This window comes from Longitalea arenae (assembly GCF_016924755.1).
Classification (GTDB): Bacteria; Bacteroidota; Bacteroidia; order Chitinophagales; family Chitinophagaceae; genus Niastella; species Niastella arenae.
Window position 1 is genome coordinate 135,580 of record NZ_JAFFJX010000008.1, and the last position, 21,879, is coordinate 157,458.

Here is a 21,879-nt window from a genome sequence, read left to right on the forward strand (position 1 = left end):
AATTATAGGTTATACCGGTACTGCGGGTAATGAAACAAGTGCACCGCGTGCCGGCTAAATGATAGTAACTGATTTATTCACCTAAAATTTATTACTATGCTACGTTGGACAGTGATATTTCTGGTAGTAGCTATAATAGCAGCAGTGTTTGGTTTCACAGGTATAGCTGCAGGTGCTGCTTCCATCGCGAAGATTCTGTTTTTCATTTTTATCATACTGTTCCTGATCTCATTGATAGCAGGGGGCTTCCGTCGTGTAGACTAACAATGAGCATCGTACCAGAAAGTTACGTCGGGAAAAGTTTGTGAAGTCCGGGAGATTATTAAACTGATCTTCTCCCGGACTTTTTACTTTGCTACTGTCTTAAGGAAATTTTAAGGGAAAGGTCTATTAACAAAATCCTATTTTTGAATAGATAAACACGGAGTGGAACGAACCATGAATACCCAGCCGATACTTATTGCTGAAGATGACGCCGACGACAGATACCTGCTTCAAACCGCCTTTACAGAAGTAGGCTATCCCGAACAGATTGATTTTGTTGAGAATGGTATTGAAGTGTTGAATTATCTGGATGATATTTATACAACCAACAATATGGAGGAGAAAGCCCTGCCGGGTTTTATTTTGCTTGATCTGAATATGCCCAAGAAAGACGGTCGGGAAGTATTAAAAGAATTAAAGCAACATCCGGTATTCAAGAAGATACCAGTAATTGTTTTTACCACCACCAAAAATGAGGTAGAGATCAAACGTTGTTATGAGCTGGGCGCAAATAGTTATGTAGTTAAGCCCATCAGTTTCGACGGCCTTTTAAAAGTAGTTGAGAATATTCGCAGTTTCTGGTTTCAAACGGCATCCATTCCCGCTTCCTGAGGAGCCACTTTCTCGTTTTTCCCAAACATGGTCTTAAATTTCTGCAGGATGCCCGGTTTACCAACCAGGTGCGATGCATAATTTTTAATAAAGAACGGTATCAGCCACCGGGCGATCCAACCGGATTTTCCCAGCAGTACTTTTTTCACGAGACCATCTGCAAATATATTAATGGCGAGATGTGCTGCCGTCATACCACCCCGCCGGGTGAATAATCTGCGGGCCGTGGTAGCAACCAGGGCGGCCGGCTTTAGGTCTTCCTTGATTAACCGCCAGTCCTCCTTGATCTGAAGCTCATGCTCGATGAGCACGGCCTGCAGGCGGGCTTTTTCCCTGAGTAAGTCTTTGTAGCTATTGATCTGTGGTGTCATAAATTTTCCGAACGATAATGTCTCTGATAAAAGGAAAAACAATTTTTCTGCGCAACAGGTACAATACCATCACCAATAAGAAGTAAATAAAAGCCGCAGTAAAGTAACCGGCGGCCGGATTTTTCAGCAAAATACCCAAATACAGGGAGAGACCTATGCCTGCTAACAGAAATACACATAGCACCAACCCGGTTAACAGGAAGAAGATAATAGCACGGGAAATGGCTTTTGAACCGGCCTGTGCTACGTTTATCCGGGCCAGGTCGTAATAAGTTTGTGCAATATCCTGTACATGATTAACAAGGTTGGCTGCTTTCGTGTTAAAATTGTCCATGTTTAATTTTTGATCCGGCCTTAGTGAACTTACCTGGTAAGCGTTGTTTTACCTTTCCATTTCCTGTGTCATTTCCTGCTGCATTTCCTGCGCACTTGCATACATGTTCTTCATTTCTTCCTTACCAATTGCCAGTAATTCAGCCACATCGTCCATTACTTCATCAAAACCCGTCTTAATTTTTCTTCTCAGTTCACTACCCTTGTCAGGAGCTATTAAAACACCGATAGCAGCACCTGCAGCAGCGGCCGCCAGCATGCCTAGAATGATTTTTGTGTTAGATGTCATACATTTATGTTTTCAGGAATTTGAGGAAAAAATTATACCACTGATAAAAGATTCCTGTTTTTTTTATATTTTTCATCAATGGGAAACAATTTCCCCAGGGTAAAATTCGGCTCTATAACATGACAAAGGAGCGACTTAAGGTTTTAATTATTGATGATGAGAAGGATCTGTGCCTTTTGATCAAGGCCTACCTTAGCCGTAAAAACTGTGACGTACACACTGCCTATACACTTTCTGAAGGACTTAGCCAGGTTGACCAGTTTTTGCCAGACATACTATTTCTCGATAACAACCTGCCCGACGGTTTGGGGTGGGAGAAAGCTGAATTGATCATTAAAGACCATCCCAATATCAAACTGCACTTATTGAGCGCTTTTAACCCGCCGCGCATAAAAGATGGCATTCCGGTAACCAAGATCTGGGAAAAACCAATTTCCCTCCGTGATCTTGATAAATACTTCAGTTAGCCATTTATGCCAAAGACAAAGCAGGAGCCATACACTTCGGGGGCGATTGGCCTTTAGCTGCAGGCTTCTGCCTTGCCGTTGTGCTTGCACCTTCCGCGTGCCTTTGGCCCTGAGCCGCGCCCTTCCCTTCATGGCCTTGCGCTTTGCCCTGGTTACCTATATTTGCACCTTCATTTTACAAACTATATGATGAGAATTGCAATTAACGGTATGGGCCGTATAGGCCGGCTATTATTCAGAAGGTTAATAGATAGCAGTCAATTTGAACTGGTTGCAGTGAATGATATCATGGATACGGATAACCTGGCTTATTTGTTAAAATACGATTCGGTATACGGAACTTTTGCCGGAAGCCTTACACAGGAGTTCGGGACGATTGTAGCCAACGGTAAGACGGTAAAAGCCTTCCAGCAGGAACAACCGGCCAGCCTGCCCTGGAAAGACCTGCAGGTAGATGTGGTGCTCGAGTGTTCGGGCAGGTTCTCGAACCGCGCAGCCGCAGAACAGCATATTAAGGCCGGCGCCAGGAAGGTCTTACTCTCTACTACCGGTTCCAATGACATTCCCCTGCTGGTTTATGGGTTCAATCAGCATGCGCTCAAAAAGGAAGATACCATCGTTTCTCCCGGGGGCTGTATGACCAACTGCTCCACTCATATATTATATATTTTGAATGCTATAGGTATACAATCGGTTCAATGTAACATTTTACATTCCTATACCTCGCGGCAGGAACTGGTGGATGCGCCCAATAAACAATTCCGCAGGGGCCGGGCCGCGGCAGAAGCTATTATCCCGGTAGAAATTGACCTGCAACAATCCCTTGAACGGCTATTACCCGCATTGGCAGGCAAAATTGCATCGGTTTCAACGCGGGTGCCCGTAGCCAATGGCGCTATGGCCGATTTTACGGTTCAACTGAAGGAGGAAACTTCGCGGGAAGAGATCAATCGTCTTTTTTCAACAGCCGCTCAAAACGATTATAAAGGCATTCTGGCCTATACAGAAGATCCGTTGGTATCGCTGGATATAAAAGGAAATACCCATAGCTGTGTCATTGATGGTACACTAACAACGGTAGTGGGCAATCATGTGAAGCTGATCGCCTGGTTCGATAATGAATACGGTTTCACTACAAGAATGATCGACTGGCTGGGAAAGCTATAATCAAATCCATTGCTGATTTATGATTTCGGGATCTACTGATCTGCTCAGAATGTAAACTTCCGATAAATCCCAAAATCTCAAAATCTCAAAATCAGAAATCCCGAAATCCCGAAATCAGAAATCAGCAATCAGAACCGGGTGGGGATTTTAATTTGTTTTTAATTCATTAAATTGAGCAGGCATACCCGGTAACTTTATTATTCGTGAATTTTGCGACCATGAATTTTTGGTTATGGAAGAAATAAAAATTTTACTGGTTGAGGATGAAAAAAAGATTGCAGAATCATTAAAGAAGGGGCTTACCGAACAGAACTATCACGTTGAAGTAGCGTATGACGGCCTGATCGGTAAGAAACTGTTTGAAACTTACCCATTCGACCTCATTATTCTGGACATCAATCTGCCCGGATTGAATGGTTATGAACTGTGTAAGGAGATCCGCCGCCATAGCGAACGCATACCGGTGGTTATGCTCACAGCCCTCAATACTACGGCCGATAAAATAGAAGGTTTTGATGCCGGGGCTGATGATTATATAGTAAAGCCCTTCGATTTCAAGGAGCTGCTGGTACGTATAAGGGCATTGTTAAAAAGGATCTATCACAATATTCCAACCGGCAATATTCTGAAGGTGGCCGATCTTACCATGAACCTCGATAGTAAGGAAGTGACCCGGGCTGATAAGCCCATCTCCCTTACCGCCAAGGAATTTCAGTTGCTCGAATACCTGATACGGAATAAGAACCGGGTAGTATCCCGTGCCGACATAGCCCTGAATGTTTGGGATATTGATTTTGATACAAAGACCAATGTGATAGATGTTTACGTGAATTTCCTGCGTAAAAAGCTGGATAAGGATTTTGAAACCCGGCTTATTCATACCCAGGTGGGTATGGGCTATATCTTGAAAGAAAACCCTTAGGTTGAAGATAAAATTTAAAATAACCGCACTTTTTGCTTTACTGGTTACCATTATTCTGCTGGTATTAAGCATTTCCGTTCATTATTTTACTTCCCTGCAACGCATTGAAGCATTCAAGAAGCGATTGAAAGGACGGGCCAATAACGATGGCCAGCTTTTCTCCTATTTCGGCGATAGCGACAGCACCCGGTCTATTCTGTATCATATCGATTCCGCATCGGCCTTTACCCTGAACCGGAAAAGTGTGGTCATCTTCAACTACCTCGATAAGCCGGTATACAACTACAATGCGAATAATATCGATAGCATATTGCCTGACAAAGACATTTTGAAACAGGCAAGGCTGCGAAAGGAAGTATATTATGCCGTTAACAAGCGCGATATTCTGGCCTTTCATTATACCGATAACCGGAGCCGGATCGTAGTGGTAGTGGCCGGTTATGATGTGGATGGCTGGCAACGGTTGAAAGACCTGCGCGATATCCTGCTCACCTGCCTATTCATTGGCATTGCCATTGCGCTGGTTGTAGGTTATGCTTTCTCCGTGCAGCTGGTAAAACCGATCAAACAGATCATTAACGATGTAAAACATATTACCTCGCAAAACCTTTCGCATCATATACAGGCCGGCAGCACCCAGGATGAACTGAACCAGCTGGCCAATACATTTAACGAATTGCTCGACCGCCTGCAGGAATCATTTATAATTCAGCGGCGCTTCATCTCCAATGCCTCACACGAACTGTCGACACCGCTTACGGCTATTTCGAGCCAGCTCGACGTAACCCTGCAAAAAGAGAGAAGTACAGAAGAATATAAACAGGTGATACAATCGGTACATGAAGATGTACAGCAAATGCAACAACTCACCAAAAGTTTGCTCGAGATCGCTAAAACAGGTACGCAGGGAAGTATTGAGTTAAGCGAAGTTCGTATCGATGAAGTGCTGTTAAAGGTCACCGCCGATGTGCAGAAGAACAGTGAAGAGTACCGGGTGATCCTGCAATTCGGCGATTTTCCCGATGACGAAAAAGCCTTCCTGGTCTTCGGCAATATAGATCTGTTGTATAGTTCACTACGGAATATTGCAGATAACGGTTGCAAATTTTCGTTTGATCATCAGGTGATGGTTAACCTGATGTTCGAGAATGATAATGTAATAGTACAGTTCAAGAATTTCGGCGACACCATCACTGAAGATGAGACGGAACATATTTTCCAGCCTTTCTACCGGAGCGCCAATGCCTCCCCGATAAAGGGTTTTGGGTTGGGACTGGCACTGGCCCAAAGGATCATCAATTTGCATAAAGGGATCATTAAAGTACAGTCATCAAAAGAAACCGGTACCTTGTTTACCATCATCCTTCCTTCTCTTAAGAAATTTGCGGCCAAACTTTGAGGATATTACCAGGAATTTTCACGATGAACATAGCGGAAACTATTACAGGCGCTTTGTTTAATTGCTTTTTAATTCCTGTTTAATGGGTGTTTAACGGTAATAAGGCATATTTGATATACTAATCTTCAATACAATTGAATCGATCTGTTTATATTTTCCGTGGCCTTGCGATTGGCGCCATTACCCTGGTGGCCGTAGCCCTTCTACAACATAAAAAGAATAAACAGCTCACCGAATTTAATAATGAATTACTGCTGTTAAACGATTCAGTGCTCTCAGTAAACCTGCAATTGCAGAAAGATATCAACTTTCTGAAACACGACCTCGACAGCCTCTTACGCAGTCATCAGCCCGATGATCAGCAACTGACCGCCAACAAATAGTTCCGGAGAACATTACATTATTGATCTAACACTAAATGTAATAATCTGTTGCCCGCTTTCAAACGGTTTAGCATTATGATCATATCTGTATATGATCAGTGTCATGAGCAGGCTGTTGCTCCTGTTTTATATTTGGCCTGTTCAGGAGAGCGCCTGAAGCATATTGAAATGATTTTGACGGTTGTAAAATGATGTTGGGCCACCGGCCAAAATTTTAATTGCAAATCATTTTATTATTTTTTTAAAATATCGTACCTTTTGTGACAGTCCAGTAAAAAATCCTTAAACTAATATCTCTGCCTTACTATTCTATTTTGCCTGGATAGGCGTCATTTTTATTCTCTGTGCTTCGTCGCAAACCCTTTGAAAACCGCCGTAGTCTGTATTTGATAACAATATTTTTAGGCACCCAAAAAAGGAAGGAGGGCACCATGAAACACCATCAATCCCCTTACGTTAACAAGAGGAAGAAATGCATCGAGTTTCACATCCAGAATGCCTGTGCAAACAGGATCTCACTTGCAGGAGATTTTAATAACTGGGCACATGACCAGTTAACATTACGTCCAACCAAGAATGGTTTTTGGAAAATAGAAATACCCATGTTACCCAGGGGTAAGTACCACTACAAATTCTTCATCGACGAGCGGATGTGGGCTGAGGATATAGAGAACCAGTTTCGAGAACCCGATGGTGTTACGGGTTGGAACAGTGTGCTGGAAGTGTGATCGAAAGTGAATAGTGTTGAATGGTGTAATAAAAACAATGTGCTTCATTCCGTACGTCCTGGTGTAACCGGGAGGAAAGCTTTGTGAGGCATGCAGCGTTTATAAGGATAAGATGAGTTATTCGAATCGGTTGAATAACTCATCTTATTTTTTATGCATTATTGTAAACCTTATACACCGGTTCCCGCAAGATATTTCCATTGTCTGAACAAATGAATGCAAGCACCTCGGCGATCTGCGCTGGTTTTACCCAATTGTCGAAATTGGCTTTGGGCATACTTTCCCGGTTGGGGGGCGTATCGATGGTGCTGGGCGCTATCACCGATACCGTTACATTTTTCCCTTTGGCTTCTTTATTTAAAATATCAGCCAGGGAAAAGAGCAGGGATTTACTCAGGGCATAGGCAATTTTGTTAGTGCCTTCTTCTGGCTGCAGACCAGGGCGGGCGCCGGTAAATACCAGCCGGCCATATCCGTTGTGCATCATATGCTGAAATAAAGGCCGGGCAATATGGTAGGCTGTTTCAAAATTCAGGGAGAACATTTTTCTCAATTGAGTGGTGTCAGTGGTTTCAATGCCGCCCATTTCAAAACCCCCGGCCAATAATACGCCACAATCAATATTGCCATACAAACTGGCTGCTTCCTTCACAAATATTGCGCTTTCCGATTCATTGCTTAAGTCGATACCGTGCAGCTCAAATTGCGGATGCCTGTCGGCAAAACCCAGATGGCTACCTGAATGATCAACCGCAATGACTTTATAATCCTGCTCCAGAAATTTTTTAACTACAGCAGTGCCCAGGTTGCCGTTAGCGCCAGTTATAATAATGGTTTTAGGCATAGATAAAATTTATAGGTTGTTTTTCAAAGATAGGTATTGTATAAAAAGAAAAGTGCCATCCGCCTTCGGCGGATGGCACCATAAAGATCTTATTACAACAAACTATGACCTAGAACAGAAAATTCCAGCCATGTTTATCTTCATCCTGGCCTTTGCGAATAGCTTCCATTTTGTTCTTCAGTTGGAACATGATGGCATTGTCGTTAATAGTTGGCAGGTGATGATCAATTCCATTGATGTGAATGGTAGCAATAGGCGCTACAATGGCTGCCGTACCGGCGCCAAATGCTTCCGTTATGGTATTATGCCTGAATGCATTTTCCAGTTCTGCCACGCTTACCGGTTTTGCTTCGTGGGGAATGCCCAGGTCTGCAGCGAGGGTAAGTAAAGAATCGCGGGTTACGCCTGCCAGAATAGAATCGCTGGTAGGTGGTGTAACCAGTACGCCATCAATAACGAACATCGCATTCATCATTCCGGATTCTTCAATGTATTTATTTTCGCGGGCATCCGTCCACAAGACCTGGTCGTAACCGGCTTCTTTGGCTTTTTGTGTGGGATAGAAAGCGCCGCCATAGTTACCGGCACATTTGGCTGAACCGGTACCACCTTTGGCTGCTCTTGTATAATTGGTCTCTACCTTTACTTTCAGTGGTTGAGAGAATGCGGGACCTACCGGACCTGTAAAAATGATAAAGCAATATTCATCAGAGATCTTTACGCCAAATTTGGCTTCGCTGGCAAACATGAGCGGACGAATATATAATGAAGAACCCGCTTGTGTCGGGATCCAATCTTTATCTACTTCAACCAGGCGGCGTAAGCCATCAACAAAAACTTCTTCAGGCACCCCTGGCATACACATGCGGCCCAGCGAGCGCAGCATTCTTTCATAATGTTTATGTATACGGAACAGGTTAATACGGCCATCATCCAGCTTAAAGGCTTTCAGGCCTTCAAACACCGATTGTCCGTAATGTAATGCCAGGGTGGTTGGGCTTATTGTAATATCGCCAAAAGGGATGATCCGGGGCGCCTGCCATTGGCCCTGGGCATAATTGCAAATAAGCATGTGATCTGATACATATGTGCCAAAACCAAGCTTGTTAAAATCCACTTCAGGTAACCTCGATTTGGTAGTGTGCTGAACTGATATTTCATCGGTAAGTTCCATATACTGATAATTTTTTGGTGCTACAAGTCATTCAGGTGTAAAGATAACCCATAAAAAACAATAGGCAATTGGCAATGGACAATGGCTCCGGGCGGTTCGGCATTCGGCCAAAAGAAAGCCCTGAAACTGTTAACCGGGAACTGGTAACCGGCGACGGTGACTAAGAACTTTGAGTTAATTCATTGCCTATCCTGACTATTTCATTTACAAGCAATTCAAAGTCAACGAACCGGCTGCGGTGGTTGGTAATGGCAGCCCTGATGGCGTACCGGCCGTTGAGCACTGTATAGGAAGGCGCTGCAATGCCCTGCTCGTGTAATCGCATCAGTATTTCGCGGTTCAGGGCATTTAATTCTTTATCCGTACAATGGCCCGGGTCATAGCGGAAGCATACGATATTCAGCGGAACCGGCGCCATTAATTCCAGCCCGGGCCTTAATTGTATCAGTTCAGCCAGGTACTGCGCCTGCTGCAGGTTCTGCCTGATGAGCGCCCGGTAGCTTTCCAACCCATGGTGTTTTAATGACATCCAGATTTTCAGGGCTTTGAATCCCCGCGACAGTTCCATGCCGTAATTATTCAAACTGTCGGGCCCTGCCGATAACCCGCGTTCATGCAGGGTCAAATAATTTACGGCCGAAGCAAAGGCTTCCCGGTGCAGCTGCGGATCGCGGATGAGCACACAGGCCGCTTCATAGTTTACATACATCCATTTGTGAAAGTCGAATGAGAGACTATCGGCCAGTTCCAATCCTTTCAGGCGATCGGCAAATTCAGGCAGCAGCCTGGGAATTGCGCCAAAAGCGCCATCCACATGCAGCCAGAGTTTCTCTTTCCTCGCAATGGCGGCCAACTCGTCGAGCGGGTCAATAGCGCCGGTATTTACGGTGCCTGCATTTCCCACTATACAGAAAGGAATATAACCTGCCGCCCTATCTTCTATGAGCATACGCTTCAGTATATCGATCCGGATGCGATAATTCTCGTCGACCGGTACCTTGCGAAAATGATCACTGCCTATGCCGATCACTTCTACACCCTTCAGCACGCAATTATGCGTTTCTGATGAACCATAGATGGTAAGCGGACCCCGCACTGCCTGTAATCCTTTGGTTTTTATTTCGCGGTTGGCAAAATGCCGGGCGACTACCAGGGCAGTGATATTGGCAAGGCTGGCGCCACTTAACAACAGGCCGCTGGCGGTGGCGGGAAATCCCATGATCTCTTTCGACCAGTTGATGACCTGCTTTTCAACGTGCATCGGCATATTGTCGCCAATACTAACATTTGCATTCATACCCGATGCCAGCATATCCGCCAGCATGCCGAAAGGCGTACCGCCGCCTTGTACCCAGGCCCAGAACCGTGGGTGAATATTATTGGTGTTATAGGGAAGTACGTTTGAAAAGAAATCCTTATACACGGCTGCAGCGTCCTGTGGCATTTCGGGCAGCGCTTCTTCTGTACTGGCAATGGCCGCTGTTGGGGGCTTTGTATATACCGCACGTTGCCTCACTGTTTCCAGGTAATGGAACAGGTCGTCGAGCATGCGATGACCCAGCTCATTTAAGGCCGACCAGTCCTGCGGGTCGAGTGTTTTTTCTTCCGTTAATAATGCGTCTTTTTTCATAACTACTTTTAGCGGTATAAAGTTGAGCGGGTGTACGGCGCTGAACAACCCGTTTCCTGCTTTCTTACAAATTTGCAGACAAAAGCGCTTATAAAACAGATGCAGATTTGGGTAAATTGGCTGTATCAGATGCGCGCTGATAGCAAGTGGGTGGGGTATTAAACTGAAATGCCTGTAACTGCTAACTGTTACAGGCATTCAGATAAGGTGGCCGGTGTTAATTTATAGTCTTGTTATTTCTTAAGCACTAAGCATAGATCTTTTCAATGGAATCCCGGTATTTTTCCAGCACCACCTTTCGCTTCAGGCTTAATTTGGGAGTCATTTCACCGGTTTCAATGCTCCATTCCTGCGGTAACAGTTCAAATTTTTTTATTTGCTCGACGTGGTTGAAGTATTTGTTGTAGCTGTCTACCAGTTCAGTGAACAGTTCAATTACTTTCGGATGTTTGATCAATTGCTCATTAGCCATTTCTGCGATCCCTTGTTTGCGGGCCCAGTCTTTTAATGCCGGAAAAGCGGGAATGATCAGTGCGCCCACAAATTTCCGTTCGGCACCAACTACCATGATCTGTTCTATATAGATAGATTCCTTCAGCTTATTTTCTATAGGCAGTGGTGCTACATATTTACCGCCACTGGTTTTGAACAATTCTTTTTTGCGATCAGTGATCTTGAGGAATTTGTTTTCAACCATCATACCGATATCGCCTGTATGGTACCATTCGCCGCTCATGGTTTCCTCGGTAAGATCGGGCCTTTTGTAATAACCCATCATAACATTGGGGCCCTTACACAGGATTTCACCGTCTTCTGCAATTTTCACTTCTACATTATCTATCAGGGGACCTACCGTTCCAAAATGCCGGTTAAACACTTCAAATCGGTTCACACTGATCACGGGCGAGGTTTCTGTTAATCCATAGCCTTCGAGCACCGGTATTTGTGCTGCCGTAAAAATCCGTATTAAACGTACCTGCGCGGCGGCACCACCACTTACAATACATTTCAGGTTATTGCCCAGCGCTTCGCGCCATTTGCTAAAAATGAGCTTGTTCGCCAGCGCTAATTGCATATTATAGCTAAAGCTCATGGACTTGTTGATCTCATAGCGGGTAGCCAGGTCATGCGCCCAATAGAATAACTTTCTTTTCAGACCCGTCAGTTCTGCGCCTTTCGCCATGATCTTGTCATACACTTTTTCGAGCAGGCGCGGAACGGTGGTGAAAATATCAGGTTTTACTTCTTTCAGGTTATCCCCGATGGTCTCCATGCCTTCGGCATAGTAAATGGCTATTCCGCGATACAGGTAAAAGTAGGTGATCATGCGCTCGAAAATATGATTCAGGGGCAGGAAACTCAATGCACGCATATTCGGAAAATCGGGCAAACAGGCGTAGCAGGCCATTACGTTGCTCAGAATGTTCCGGTGCGACAGCATAACGCCTTTGGGTGTACCGGTTGTGCCGGAAGTATAAATGATCGTTGCCAGATCTTCATATTTGATCCTTGCTGCGATCGTTTGAACATTTTTAATGGCTTCATCGGTCGAGAGGGCCACTACTTCCTTCCAGTGACGGGCATTGGCCACGTGTTCGAAGGTGTATATTTCCTGCAGGGAAGGTACGCGGTCTTTTATGCTTAGTACTTTGTGAAATAATTCTTCGTCGTTTACAAACACAATTTTTACCTGGGCGTCTTTAAGCACAAATTCCAGGTCCTGTACGTTAATGGTGGGATAAACGGGCGTGAGAATGGCGCCAATGCGTTGTACCGCCAGGTCGAGTATTACCCATTCAGGGCGGTTTTTGCTTAAAATGGCGATCTTGTCGCGTTTTTCGGCGCTCATATCCCCGCAGCTAATACCAATGTTCAGTAAACCGGCGCTCAGTTTATCTACGGTGCTGGCAACTTCTTCTGTACTGTACATTTTCCATTTACCATTTTCCTTGGCAGCCAGCATATCGGGCAGCGGCTTCCCTTTTAAATGGTATTGCAGGCAATCGAATAATCGTTTGGGTTCGGTCATAGACGTTGTTTTAAAAAGGGCCTTGTAACTGGTGCAAACCTGGTCCCTTAAAACTTAATTGAATTTAACGAATCTGCGCAAATAAAAAAAGCCCTGACGATGCGGTCAGGGCTAAGTGGTTATTTTACTGTTTGATAATACTGTCCCGCCGGTAGTTTAAATACGCGGTTGTGCTGAAAGTAGTCAAACTTATTGTATTCTTCCTGGTGGGTCTTGGTCCAGTTTTCATACGCCGGCAGATTACTGGCGGTGCCGAAGATCCATTGGTTATAGGCGTCGAACATGCCTGCCTTTAAAAGTTGCTGATGATATTCGTATAGGCGGAAGGGAAATTTGCTGGCGTACTTCGAGAACCAGTCGAGAACGAATTTGGTGCGAACGGCCGATAAAGTTTCGGGTGTAACGCCGCTTGAACCTATAAAGGAGGATTGTGTTTTCATGCCATCGAGGAAGGCTTTCACAAACTCATTTTTTGTATCCTGGTCTTTGTACAGGTTGGCTTCGGTGAATAACTTCTTATAACCATCCAGTAGAATATTCTTGATCTCTGCCGTGCGTTTGGAATAGCTTTCCAGGTTTACAAAGATCTCCCCATAGATCAGTGCCCACACTTTATCGGGGGTAAAGTAATAGTATTTGGCGGCGTTATAATAGTTGCCTGAATAGCTGGGATCCGTTTCTATGCCTTTTTCCCATAATTTGATGGCACCGGAGTAATCTTTTTTACTCCACATCATTTCGCCATATTCGTTGTACAGGGTGCCGCTATTCGGGAATTTTTTCAGGGCGGCCTTGTACATTTTTTCACAATCCTTTACTTCTTCGATGGCTTTGTACAGCATGCCCAGTACCTGGTAACTTTGTACATCGGCATCGGTACGTTCGGGGAATTTCTTTGCTACTTCCAGCCCATGCGCATAGTCGCGGTTCAGGTAATAGGCAAAAGCCAGGTCTTTCTGCAATTCCAGGTTATCGGCATTGTTTTGCAATGCCCGGTTCAATACCAGGACGGCATTGGAGTAATCTCCCTGTTTGATATAAGATTTGGCCGTTTCCTGCACGGTTTTCAGATCAGCAGGCTCCTGCTGGGCCTGCATCGTATGTACGGCAAACAAAAGGCCTGCAACTGGTAAAAGATATTTCATACAGTTCAAAGATAAGGGTTGTAAGGGCTTGATAAAGTTAAAAATGGGGGTAAAGTTCACCGGTTTGAAAAAGTAAAATAATAGGGGGCTGGGATTTAAAACGGGGAGCAGGGGCTATAAAAACGGAAAGCCGGCAGGCATTACTATTTTTTAGCAACTGCCCTTCCGGCTTTCTATCTAAGGCCTGCGGCCTTGGCCCTCTTAACCAGTCAATTGGTCAACTGATTTCCAGGGATACCCGTATAAGGAGCTCACCATTAACTATAGATCAGGTGCGTCAACAATCCATCGCGCAGCTTGGGTTCGAACCAGGTGCTCTTGGGCGGCATTACATTACCGCTGTCGGCTATATCGAACAGCTGTTGAATGGTAACGGGGTGCAGGCTAAAGGCCACAGCCATTTCACCACTGTTCACTCTTTTTTCGAGTTCACCCAACCCACGGATACCACCTACGAAATCGATGCGTTTGTCGGTACGCTGGTCCTTAATGCCTAAAACCGGATCCAATACCAGGTTCGACAAAATGGTTACATCCAGTACACCGATGGGATCATTGGTCCAGCTTCCTTCGCGGGCGGTTAAGGTGAACCATTGTCCTTTCAGGTACATGCCAAACTGATGCAGGCTGGCGGGAGCAACAGGAGCGGAGGCTCTTTCAATAGTAAAGGACGCAGCTAATTTATCAAGGAAATCGGCTTCAGAAAGTCCGTTCAGGTCTTTCACCACACGGTTATAATCCATGATGTATAACTGGTTCGAAGGGAACAGCGTAGTTAAAAAATGGTCTGCTTCTTCTTTTGCCTGGCTGCCCAGCGCCTTTCTTACTTTGGCGGCAGAAGCGGCACGGTGGTGACCGTCGGCAATATAGGTTTGCGGGATCTTCGTTTTAAACAGGTGGGTGATAGTTGCTATGACGGTATCGTCGGTGATCACCCAAATAGTATGACTGATATTATCATCAGCCACAAAATCGTACACGGGGCTATGGGTGTCTTTCCATTGTTCAATAAGGGCGTCTATTTCTTCATTGTTACGGTAAGCCAGGAATACATTCCCGGTTTGAGCGCCGGTAGTAGCAATATGGTTTATACGGTCCTGCTCTTTTTCAGGACGGGTGAACTCGTGTTTTTTGATGATATCATGCTCATAATCATCTACCGAGCTTGCCGCCACAAGCCCGGTTTGGCTGCGGCCGTTCATAATAAGCTGGTAAATGTAATAACAAGCCTTGTCTTCCCGGAACAAAATACTGCGTTGCATAAAAGCCGAAATGTTCTCTTTCGCCTTATCATACACAGGCTGACTATGTATATCCATATCGTCGGGCAGATCGATCTCCGACTTGGTGATATGCAGGAACGAATATGGATTACCTACTGCTTCTTCACGCGCTTCTTTTGAATTCAGCACATCGTAAGGGCGGGAGGCAACCTGCCTGGCCAGTTCGGGACGCGGCCGCAGGGCTTTGAAAGGAGAAATATTAGCCATTGTACTATTTAGTTAAGTGGGCAAAATAAAAAGGCTTTGCCATGAGTTTAAAAAATCATTTCAGTTAAGGGTTTGCGGTAGCCAAAGCTTCCGTCTTGCCTTTGGAAGCTAACCCTTCCTGTTAGCGAAATCTTTCATCAGGTCGGTGAGCAGTTGCACACTGGCCAGCGGCAGGGCGTTGTACAGGGAGATCCTGAACCCACCCACGCTGCGGTGGCCTTTTACACCTACCACATTGTTTTGTTTGCACAGGGTGAGAAATTCCTTTTCCAGCTCGGCATTGTCCAGCACAAAGCAGGCATTCATGATGCTGCGGTCTTCTATATTGACCACGGTACCTTTGAATACGGGCAAACTATCGATGGTGTTATACAATAACTGCGCTTTCTGATCATTGATCTTTTCAATGGCCGGAACACCGCCCAGTTTTTTTAACCAGCGAAGGGTAAGCATACACACATATACGGCAAAGACCGGCGGTGTATTTAACATGGAACCGTTTTCAATATGATTGCGGTAATCCATCATAGAGGCCAGCTTGCGGTTCACTTTTCCCAGGATGTTCTTATTAACTATAACCAGGTTCACCCCGGCAGCACCTACGTTTTTCTGGGCGCCGGCATAAATGAGGTCAAATTTATTGAAGTCCATCTGGCGGCTCAGGATATCACTGCTCATATCAGCTACCAGCGGAACACCGGCTTCAAAAAACGGGCTGAAGTCATGCCACTGAACACCGTGAATGGTTTCATTGGTGGTCAGGTGCAGGTATTTGGCTGTTTTGGGAACGGTAAATTGTTTGGGCAGGTGATTGTAGTTCGATTCTTTGGCGCTGCAAACCACTTCTACGTGGCCGAATATTTTGGCTTCTTTTATGGCTTTGGCCGACCAGGTGCCGGTATCGGTATAGGCGGCGATCTCATTTTCATTCAGCAGATTCATGGGAATTTGAAAGAACTGGGTGGAAGCGCCACCATGCAGGAACAGTACTTCGTGCTGATCATCGAGCTGCATTAATTCTTTCACCAGGGCAATGGCTTCATCCATTACGGCCTGAAACAGGTCGGTGCGGTGACCGATCTCCAGGAGCGACAAACCGGAATTGTTGTAGTTCAAAATGGCTTCACTGGCTTGTTTGAATACTTCCTGGGGGAGAATACTGGGCCCCGCGTTAAAATTGTGCATCATTGTTTCACTTTGTTAGAAGGAGTGCAAAAGTATTCAATTCGCGGGACTATAGGCAGGGCGAATTTTGCCAATGACTCGTAACCTTCTCAGAATGAGTTAATCACAATCTTTTCCAAGTGCTTTTCCTTTCAGCCATTCTCTATTTAACTGGTCGAATGCCCGCAGGTCTTCGCTCGTGAAAGTGGTATTGACAAGCTGCTTCAGATCGGGCTGACCGGCGTTGACCCAGGCAGTATACCAGAAAGATGCAACGGCTGTTATGGATTGCTGCATGCGGCGTTCGATCATATTGTTCAGGTGCTGGTTATAAGCCAGGCAATAACTGGTCGCATACTGCCGGATCACCTGGCCGTTGCGCGGCTCAAATGAATATTTCTGGTCAGGAGAAAAACGGCTGGTCAATTCCCTTTCAATGCGCAGTACACTGTCTGCCGCGGCAGCGCTTTCCAGCACCCTCTTCCAGGTAAAGGCCAGCGGATTGGCCAGGTATGTCGCCTTGCCGAGCATAAAATCCCAGGAAGTTGCTGCCAGCAGTTCGGGAATACGCGATTCCCAGAATGCATGTATGCCCTGCTGGTTGGTGAGCTGCCCGTTGTGATTGCTGCATACATGCAGGGGCACATGTGCGTCGGAAATGTAATGGCCAATATCGGCCGACAGTTTGAGGATACTTACCTGGTCTTTCGCTGCAAAGGCACTGGTGAGGCGGCGTAACATCGTTTGAATATGCCAGGGGACGATGCCATATTTCTGCAGGGTGTCATTCCCGTATTTCTGAAGGGCGCCAGCCCAGGTACGGGGCAATGAATCGAAGGGATAAACGCCGTACCGGTCGATGTCGATAAAATGGCGGGCGCCTTCTGCGGCTACTGCATACCGTCGTTTGTCAGGATCAACGGCATGGTCGCTGATAAACCGGATATTGGGTTTGTACAATACCAGCATCTCCGGCGGCAACATGAAAACGGCATAATAATTTATCTGGCGATGGGCGTAAAAGCCCCAGGGATAAAGGCAGTGACTGCAAAGCAAAACAACCGTTATGAGCAGTAATTTTTTCATAACGGAGTGAAGGTACAAGCATTCGCCGGTTCGTATGGGGATGCGTGGTAGATATTGATTGTGGTCAACGCAGCCAGGCCAGTAGCTAGTGGTAAATGGCTAATGGCTACTGGTGAATGGCTGGTGTGGATTTCTTTTCTGTGCTCGCCACTTTCAGCAACAGCTTGTCTTGCTCACGCGCCTCCCGGTACTTTCCATACGCTTGTCTATCCCCACTCGCTACGAGCTACTCGCCTTTTTAGAAGCCGGCGCATCATCATCAATACTGGTAACCCCACCCGATATTGCGAACTTCATAGCCTCTGCAGAGTTGATATCGGTGAGCAGCCGCACCCGATCGCTTTTTACAAAATACAGGCGGCCGGTAAAAGCGTAGGATTGTGGAACATATACGGCTACATAATCCTGTAAGCCGAACTCATGTACTTCCTGCTGGGTAATGAAACCGATCTGCCATACATCCGTTGTTTCAATAGAAACAAGCACGGCTTTATCAAATTTCCTTTTATTGCCCGCAAAAGCTTCAAAGAAATCCTTAACGGTAGAATACAGCAATTTAATGCCGGGTGTGCGTTCGAGTACTTTATCCAGGAGGTCAACCAGTTTGCTTACGATGAACGAGGACGAAATATAACCAACCAATATAACGATGAGGGTCACCAGTATAAAGCCGAGGCCGGGTATCTTTTTAGGATTGCCCGCCGCATCGGTGCCCAAAAGGTCGGGCATAAAATAGCCGATCAGGCTGGGCAGGATGTTGTCGATAAAATTAAATAAGGCGGTCACCGCATAGATCGTGATCGCAATGGGCGCCAGAATAATAAGACCCTGCAGAAAGTACTGTATGATCTTTTTAAATATATGTGGAGATTTCATGTGCTGCTGCTTTTTGCTTCCCAAAATTAATCCACTTCACGGCCCCGGTAAAATAAGCTTCCGTAAAGTTGCGTGTTTGGGATTGGAAAGCAATCGGTTAGCAAAGATAAGGAAGGCGAAGATACAATGCAGTTTCTGCGGCGGAACAATAAAGAACGAACAGTAGTTCACTCGGCTTTTTTGTTACCGGCGGTTTAAAATAAAGGATGGAAACTTTGGTAACGAAAAAAGTTTCTATAGTTTTGTGCCCGATTATTATGATAACAGAAGCAAACACAAAAGTGCGCATACGGGAAAAGGCGAAAGAATTATTCCTGCGGTATGGGATCCGCTCTGTTTCCATGGATGATATAGCCAACCAGTTGGGTATGTCGAAGAAGACTATATATCAATATTATACAGATAAAAATGAACTGGTTGACGCAGTGGTTGAAGATGAAGTGATGGATATGCAGCAGGATTGCCTGAAATGCGGCGAGCATGCAAAGGATGCCATTGAAGAGATCTTTTTAACCGTAGACCAGGTAGTGGAACAATTGAGCAGTATGAATCCGATGGTATTATACGATATGGAGAAATTTCATATTCGGGCATACCAGCGGTTCATGGAACATAAAAATAAATTTCTCTTACAGGTCATTCGCAAGAACCTCGAGTGGGGCGTAAAGGAAGGGTTGTACCGCCCCGACGTAGATGTAGATGTGCTGTCAAAGTTCAGGCTGGAATCAATGATGATGCCCTTCAATATTGACCTGTTCCCGCCCTCCCGGTATAAGTTATCAGAGGTCACCAAAATCATTATTGAGCATTATGTATATGGGGTCGCTTCCCTCAAAGGCCATAAACTGATCTTGAAATATCAACAGCATAGAAATAAAAATGCAAAGAACTATGAAACTGAAACCGGCAAGCATAAATAGGATCGCTCTGGTGGTTGTATTGGCAAGTATAGTACAACCGGCTCTGGCTCAGCAACGGCATGAGTTAACCGCAAAAGAAGCCGTTGAATACGCCAAAAAGAACAGCGTAAGAGTAAAGAACACCTTACTCGACTATAAACTGCAGGAGCAAACCAATCGCGAGATCACCTCCCAGGCATATCCGCAGATCGATGCCAGGGCAGGCGCTGTGTATAACCCTAACATAGCCGTACAGGCGTTTCCTAACTTTATTGCACAGGGAACCTACGGTGTATTGCAGCTCGAAGGCGTGAAGAATGCAGCCGGCCAGCCGATCGTTCCGCCCAGTGATTTCGGCCTCATCCAGGCCCAGTTCGGAACAAAATATAACGCTAACATTGGTGTAGACCTGAGCCAGATCTTGTTCGATGGACAGGTTTTCGTTGGCTTGCAGGCCCGGGAAACCTCGCTGCAATGGGCCAGGGCGAATACCGAAGTAACCGAAGAACTGATCAAGGCGAATGTGTACAAGGTCTATTATCAGTTGGTAACCGGTAAAACCCAGATCGAATTGCTGGATGCCAACATAGCAAGGCTGCAAAAATTACAACATGACACCCGCGAAATGTATAAGAACGGCTTTGCAGAAAAGCTCGATGTAGATAAACTATCTGTTCAGATAGCTAACCTGGAAACGGAAAAAAAGAAAGTACAAACGCTTATTTATAAAGGCTACCTGGGATTGAAAGTGTTAATGGGTATGCCTGTAAAAGACGAGGTTGTATTAAAAGATACACTCAGCGACAGCCAGATCAAGGATGGTATCCTGGAAAACAGCACCTACAATTATTCCGACAGAAAAGAATTTCAATATGCCGAGCTTGGTAAAAAGCTGCGGGAATTCGATGTGAAGCGCTACAAGCTCAGCCAGGTGCCAACAGTAAGGCTTACAGGCTCCTATTCGAAAAATGCGATGCGCAATGAATTCGACATCTTTGGCAAAGGCGATTGGTTCACCTTCTCAAATATCGGCGTTAATATTTCAGTGCCACTTTTCCACGGATTCTACACCCGGTCGAAAATTGAAACGGCCAAGCTGAATTTGCAGAAGACCAGTAACGACATAGAAAATCTGAAATTAACGATCGATATGGAAGTGGATAGCGCGCTGGCAAATTTCAAGACCGCTATCGAGTCGATGGATTATCAGAAACAGAATATGAAACTCGCAGAAGAAGTGTATGAGCAAACCAAGAAGAAGTATGAGGCCGGTCTGGGATCCAATACCGAGATCACCACTGCCCAAACTGATCTGAAAAGCGCTCAAACAAATTATATCAATTCCCTGCAGGAGGCCATTATAGCCCGTATCGATTACCTGAAAGCCATCGGTAAATTATAACCATACTCTATTAAAACCCAAACCAACAAATGCATTCACCGGATAAATTATCAGATATGAAAAGTACGTATAACATAATTGGCGCAGTAAGCCTGGTTCTTTTTTTAACGGCATGTGGCGCATCAAGCGGCGGAGATAACAAAAGCCTGGAAAAGAAAAAGGCAAAACTGGAGGAATTAAAGAAGGAGCAGGCAAAACTGGAAAGTGAGATCGCCCAACTGGATACCAGTGCCGCCAAGGCAGAGAAACCCAAACTGGTGGTGATAACGCCGGTAAATACAACCCCGTTCACCCACTATATCGACCTGCAGGGTAATGTTGATACCTATAGCGCTGTATGGGTTAGCCCACGCGGCCAGGGCGGCCAGGTACGCGCCTTATACGTAAAACAAGGCGATAACGTACGTAAAGGCCAGTTACTGATGAAGCTCGATGATGCTGTAATCCGCCAGCAGATCGCCCAGGCCAACGTTCAGTTAAACCTTGCCAAAACAATGTATGAACGCCGCAAGAATCTGTGGGACCAGAAGATCGGCGCCGAAATAGATGTAATTAAAGCAAAGAATGACCTGGAATCACTCGAAAAGCAAATAGACCTGTTGAAAGAGCAGCAGGCAATGACCAATGTATATGCTGAACAATCAGGTGTGGCAGAACGTGTAACGGTAAGGGTAGGTGATATGTTCACCGCTGCAACTGCAGCCCAGATCGGTATTGCCATCGTAAATACCAACGACCTGAAGATTTATGCAGAAGTACCTGAAGCGTATCAAACCAAAGTAAAGGAAGGAACCAACCTGATCGTTACCCTGCCTGAGGACAATAACAAAACACTCAACACAAAAGTAACAGTCGTTGGTAAGACCATTAATCCCTCTAATCGCTCCTTTTATATAGAATCCCGCATCTCTGGCAAAGGTGGCTTCCGTCCTGGCCAGGTTGCCATGGTTCGTATTCAGGACTATTCAGTAGGTAATGCCATCACTGTACCTATCAATACCCTTCAAAATGATGAAAAGGGAAAATTCGTAATGGTAGCAGCAACGGAAAATGGCAAAAAAGTGGCCAAGAAAAGACCGGTAAGTGTTGGGTTGCTGTATGGTGATAAACTGGAGATCAAAGACGGCCTCAAGGCCGGTGATCAACTGATCACAGAAGGTTTCCAGGGCCTGTATGATGGCCAGCTCATCACAACCGCATAAGAA

The 21,879-nt window shown here is 45.4% G+C and carries 23 protein-coding genes; 11 read left to right on the plus strand and 12 right to left on the minus strand.

Annotated features, from left to right (window positions below):
* Positions 1 to 96 precede the first annotated feature (96 nt).
* Positions 97 to 264 carry a DUF1328 family protein gene (locus JT717_RS16975; protein WP_205511699.1) on the plus strand — a complete coding sequence of 56 codons (168 nt, stop codon included), beginning with the start codon at positions 97 to 99 and terminating at the stop codon, positions 262 to 264.
* 162 nt (positions 265 to 426) lie between these two features.
* Positions 427 to 876 (plus strand): response regulator, encoded by a 450-nt coding sequence (locus tag JT717_RS16980; RefSeq protein WP_369411711.1) that lies wholly within the window; start codon positions 427 to 429, stop codon positions 874 to 876.
* On the opposite strand, the gene JT717_RS16985 is transcribed toward JT717_RS16980, so the two are convergent.
* From JT717_RS16985 to JT717_RS16995, 3 genes are read right to left on the minus strand one after another with little or no spacing between them, the layout of a single operon-like run.
* Positions 849 to 1,247: a hypothetical protein gene (locus tag JT717_RS16985; RefSeq protein WP_205511700.1), complete on the minus strand. Its 399-nt coding sequence runs from the start codon at positions 1,245 to 1,247 to the stop codon at positions 849 to 851. The genes JT717_RS16980 and JT717_RS16985 overlap by 28 nt on opposite strands.
* The gene (locus JT717_RS16990) at positions 1,228 to 1,581 is read right to left on the minus strand and encodes a hypothetical protein (protein WP_205511701.1); all 354 of its coding nucleotides are present in this window, start codon (positions 1,579 to 1,581) and stop codon (positions 1,228 to 1,230) included. The genes JT717_RS16985 and JT717_RS16990 overlap by 20 nt, the downstream gene beginning before the upstream one ends.
* A gap of 48 nt (positions 1,582 to 1,629) precedes the next feature.
* Positions 1,630 to 1,869 (minus strand): YtxH domain-containing protein, encoded by a 240-nt coding sequence (locus JT717_RS16995; protein ID WP_205511702.1) that lies wholly within the window; start codon positions 1,867 to 1,869, stop codon positions 1,630 to 1,632.
* 119 nt (positions 1,870 to 1,988) lie between these two features.
* Between JT717_RS16995 and JT717_RS17000 the strand changes: the two genes are divergently transcribed.
* From JT717_RS17000 to JT717_RS17025, 6 genes are all read left to right on the plus strand, one after another.
* Entirely contained in the window at positions 1,989 to 2,336 is a 348-nt protein-coding gene (locus tag JT717_RS17000) for a response regulator (protein WP_205511703.1), read from the plus strand.
* A 186-nt stretch (positions 2,337 to 2,522) separates the two neighbouring features.
* Positions 2,523 to 3,503, plus strand: a complete 981-nt coding sequence (locus JT717_RS17005) for a type I glyceraldehyde-3-phosphate dehydrogenase (protein WP_205511704.1) — start codon at positions 2,523 to 2,525, stop codon at positions 3,501 to 3,503.
* A gap of 232 nt (positions 3,504 to 3,735) precedes the next feature.
* Complete coding sequence (locus JT717_RS17010; protein WP_132554617.1) at positions 3,736 to 4,425, plus strand: response regulator transcription factor; 690 nt, start codon at positions 3,736 to 3,738, stop codon at positions 4,423 to 4,425.
* A gap of 1 nt (position 4,426) precedes the next feature.
* Positions 4,427 to 5,824, plus strand: a complete 1,398-nt coding sequence (locus JT717_RS17015; RefSeq protein ID WP_205511705.1) for a HAMP domain-containing sensor histidine kinase — start codon at positions 4,427 to 4,429, stop codon at positions 5,822 to 5,824.
* Positions 5,825 to 5,958: 134 nt separating this feature from the next.
* Positions 5,959 to 6,207 carry a hypothetical protein gene (locus JT717_RS17020; protein WP_205511706.1) on the plus strand — a complete coding sequence of 83 codons (249 nt, stop codon included), beginning with the start codon at positions 5,959 to 5,961 and terminating at the stop codon, positions 6,205 to 6,207.
* A 431-nt stretch (positions 6,208 to 6,638) separates the two neighbouring features.
* On the plus strand, positions 6,639 to 6,935 hold the full coding sequence (locus JT717_RS17025) for an early set domain-containing protein (protein WP_205511707.1): 297 nt from the start codon (positions 6,639 to 6,641) through the stop codon (positions 6,933 to 6,935).
* 151 nt (positions 6,936 to 7,086) lie between these two features.
* On the opposite strand, the gene JT717_RS17030 is transcribed toward JT717_RS17025, so the two are convergent.
* From JT717_RS17030 to JT717_RS17070, 9 genes are all read right to left on the minus strand, one after another.
* Positions 7,087 to 7,779, minus strand: coding sequence for an SDR family NAD(P)-dependent oxidoreductase (locus JT717_RS17030; RefSeq protein WP_205511708.1), 693 nt, complete (start codon positions 7,777 to 7,779; stop codon positions 7,087 to 7,089).
* 109 nt (positions 7,780 to 7,888) lie between these two features.
* Positions 7,889 to 8,953, minus strand: coding sequence for a branched-chain amino acid aminotransferase (locus tag JT717_RS17035; RefSeq protein WP_205511709.1), 1,065 nt, complete (start codon positions 8,951 to 8,953; stop codon positions 7,889 to 7,891).
* A gap of 160 nt (positions 8,954 to 9,113) precedes the next feature.
* Positions 9,114 to 10,583 carry a pyridoxal phosphate-dependent decarboxylase family protein gene (locus JT717_RS17040; protein WP_205511710.1) on the minus strand — a complete coding sequence of 490 codons (1,470 nt, stop codon included), beginning with the start codon at positions 10,581 to 10,583 and terminating at the stop codon, positions 9,114 to 9,116.
* A 247-nt stretch (positions 10,584 to 10,830) separates the two neighbouring features.
* The gene (locus JT717_RS17045; protein WP_205511711.1) at positions 10,831 to 12,612 is read right to left on the minus strand and encodes an AMP-dependent synthetase/ligase; all 1,782 of its coding nucleotides are present in this window, start codon (positions 12,610 to 12,612) and stop codon (positions 10,831 to 10,833) included.
* A gap of 119 nt (positions 12,613 to 12,731) precedes the next feature.
* Entirely contained in the window at positions 12,732 to 13,757 is a 1,026-nt protein-coding gene (locus JT717_RS17050; protein ID WP_205511712.1) for a tetratricopeptide repeat protein, read from the minus strand.
* A gap of 257 nt (positions 13,758 to 14,014) precedes the next feature.
* Positions 14,015 to 15,247 (minus strand): DUF1015 domain-containing protein, encoded by a 1,233-nt coding sequence (locus tag JT717_RS17055; RefSeq protein ID WP_205511713.1) that lies wholly within the window; start codon positions 15,245 to 15,247, stop codon positions 14,015 to 14,017.
* Between the two features lie 108 nt (positions 15,248 to 15,355).
* Positions 15,356 to 16,435 carry a 3-phosphoserine/phosphohydroxythreonine transaminase gene (serC, locus tag JT717_RS17060; RefSeq protein WP_205511714.1) on the minus strand — a complete coding sequence of 360 codons (1,080 nt, stop codon included), beginning with the start codon at positions 16,433 to 16,435 and terminating at the stop codon, positions 15,356 to 15,358.
* A 96-nt stretch (positions 16,436 to 16,531) separates the two neighbouring features.
* On the minus strand, positions 16,532 to 17,497 hold the full coding sequence (locus tag JT717_RS17065; RefSeq protein ID WP_205511715.1) for a zinc dependent phospholipase C family protein: 966 nt from the start codon (positions 17,495 to 17,497) through the stop codon (positions 16,532 to 16,534).
* Between the two features lie 219 nt (positions 17,498 to 17,716).
* Positions 17,717 to 18,373: a DUF502 domain-containing protein gene (locus JT717_RS17070; protein WP_205511716.1), complete on the minus strand. Its 657-nt coding sequence runs from the start codon at positions 18,371 to 18,373 to the stop codon at positions 17,717 to 17,719.
* Between the two features lie 257 nt (positions 18,374 to 18,630).
* On the opposite strand from JT717_RS17070, the gene JT717_RS17075 reads away from it, so the two are divergent.
* Genes JT717_RS17075 through JT717_RS17085 form a run of 3 tightly spaced genes read left to right on the plus strand, consistent with a single transcriptional unit; the run spans position 18,631 to position 21,876 of the window.
* Entirely contained in the window at positions 18,631 to 19,293 is a 663-nt protein-coding gene (locus JT717_RS17075; protein WP_205511717.1) for a TetR/AcrR family transcriptional regulator, read from the plus strand.
* Positions 19,265 to 20,674: a TolC family protein gene (locus JT717_RS17080; protein WP_205511718.1), complete on the plus strand. Its 1,410-nt coding sequence runs from the start codon at positions 19,265 to 19,267 to the stop codon at positions 20,672 to 20,674. The genes JT717_RS17075 and JT717_RS17080 overlap by 29 nt, the downstream gene beginning before the upstream one ends.
* Positions 20,675 to 20,730: 56 nt before the next feature.
* Complete coding sequence (locus JT717_RS17085; protein ID WP_240348177.1) at positions 20,731 to 21,876, plus strand: efflux RND transporter periplasmic adaptor subunit; 1,146 nt, start codon at positions 20,731 to 20,733, stop codon at positions 21,874 to 21,876.
* The last annotated feature ends 3 nt before the right edge of the window (positions 21,877 to 21,879 follow it).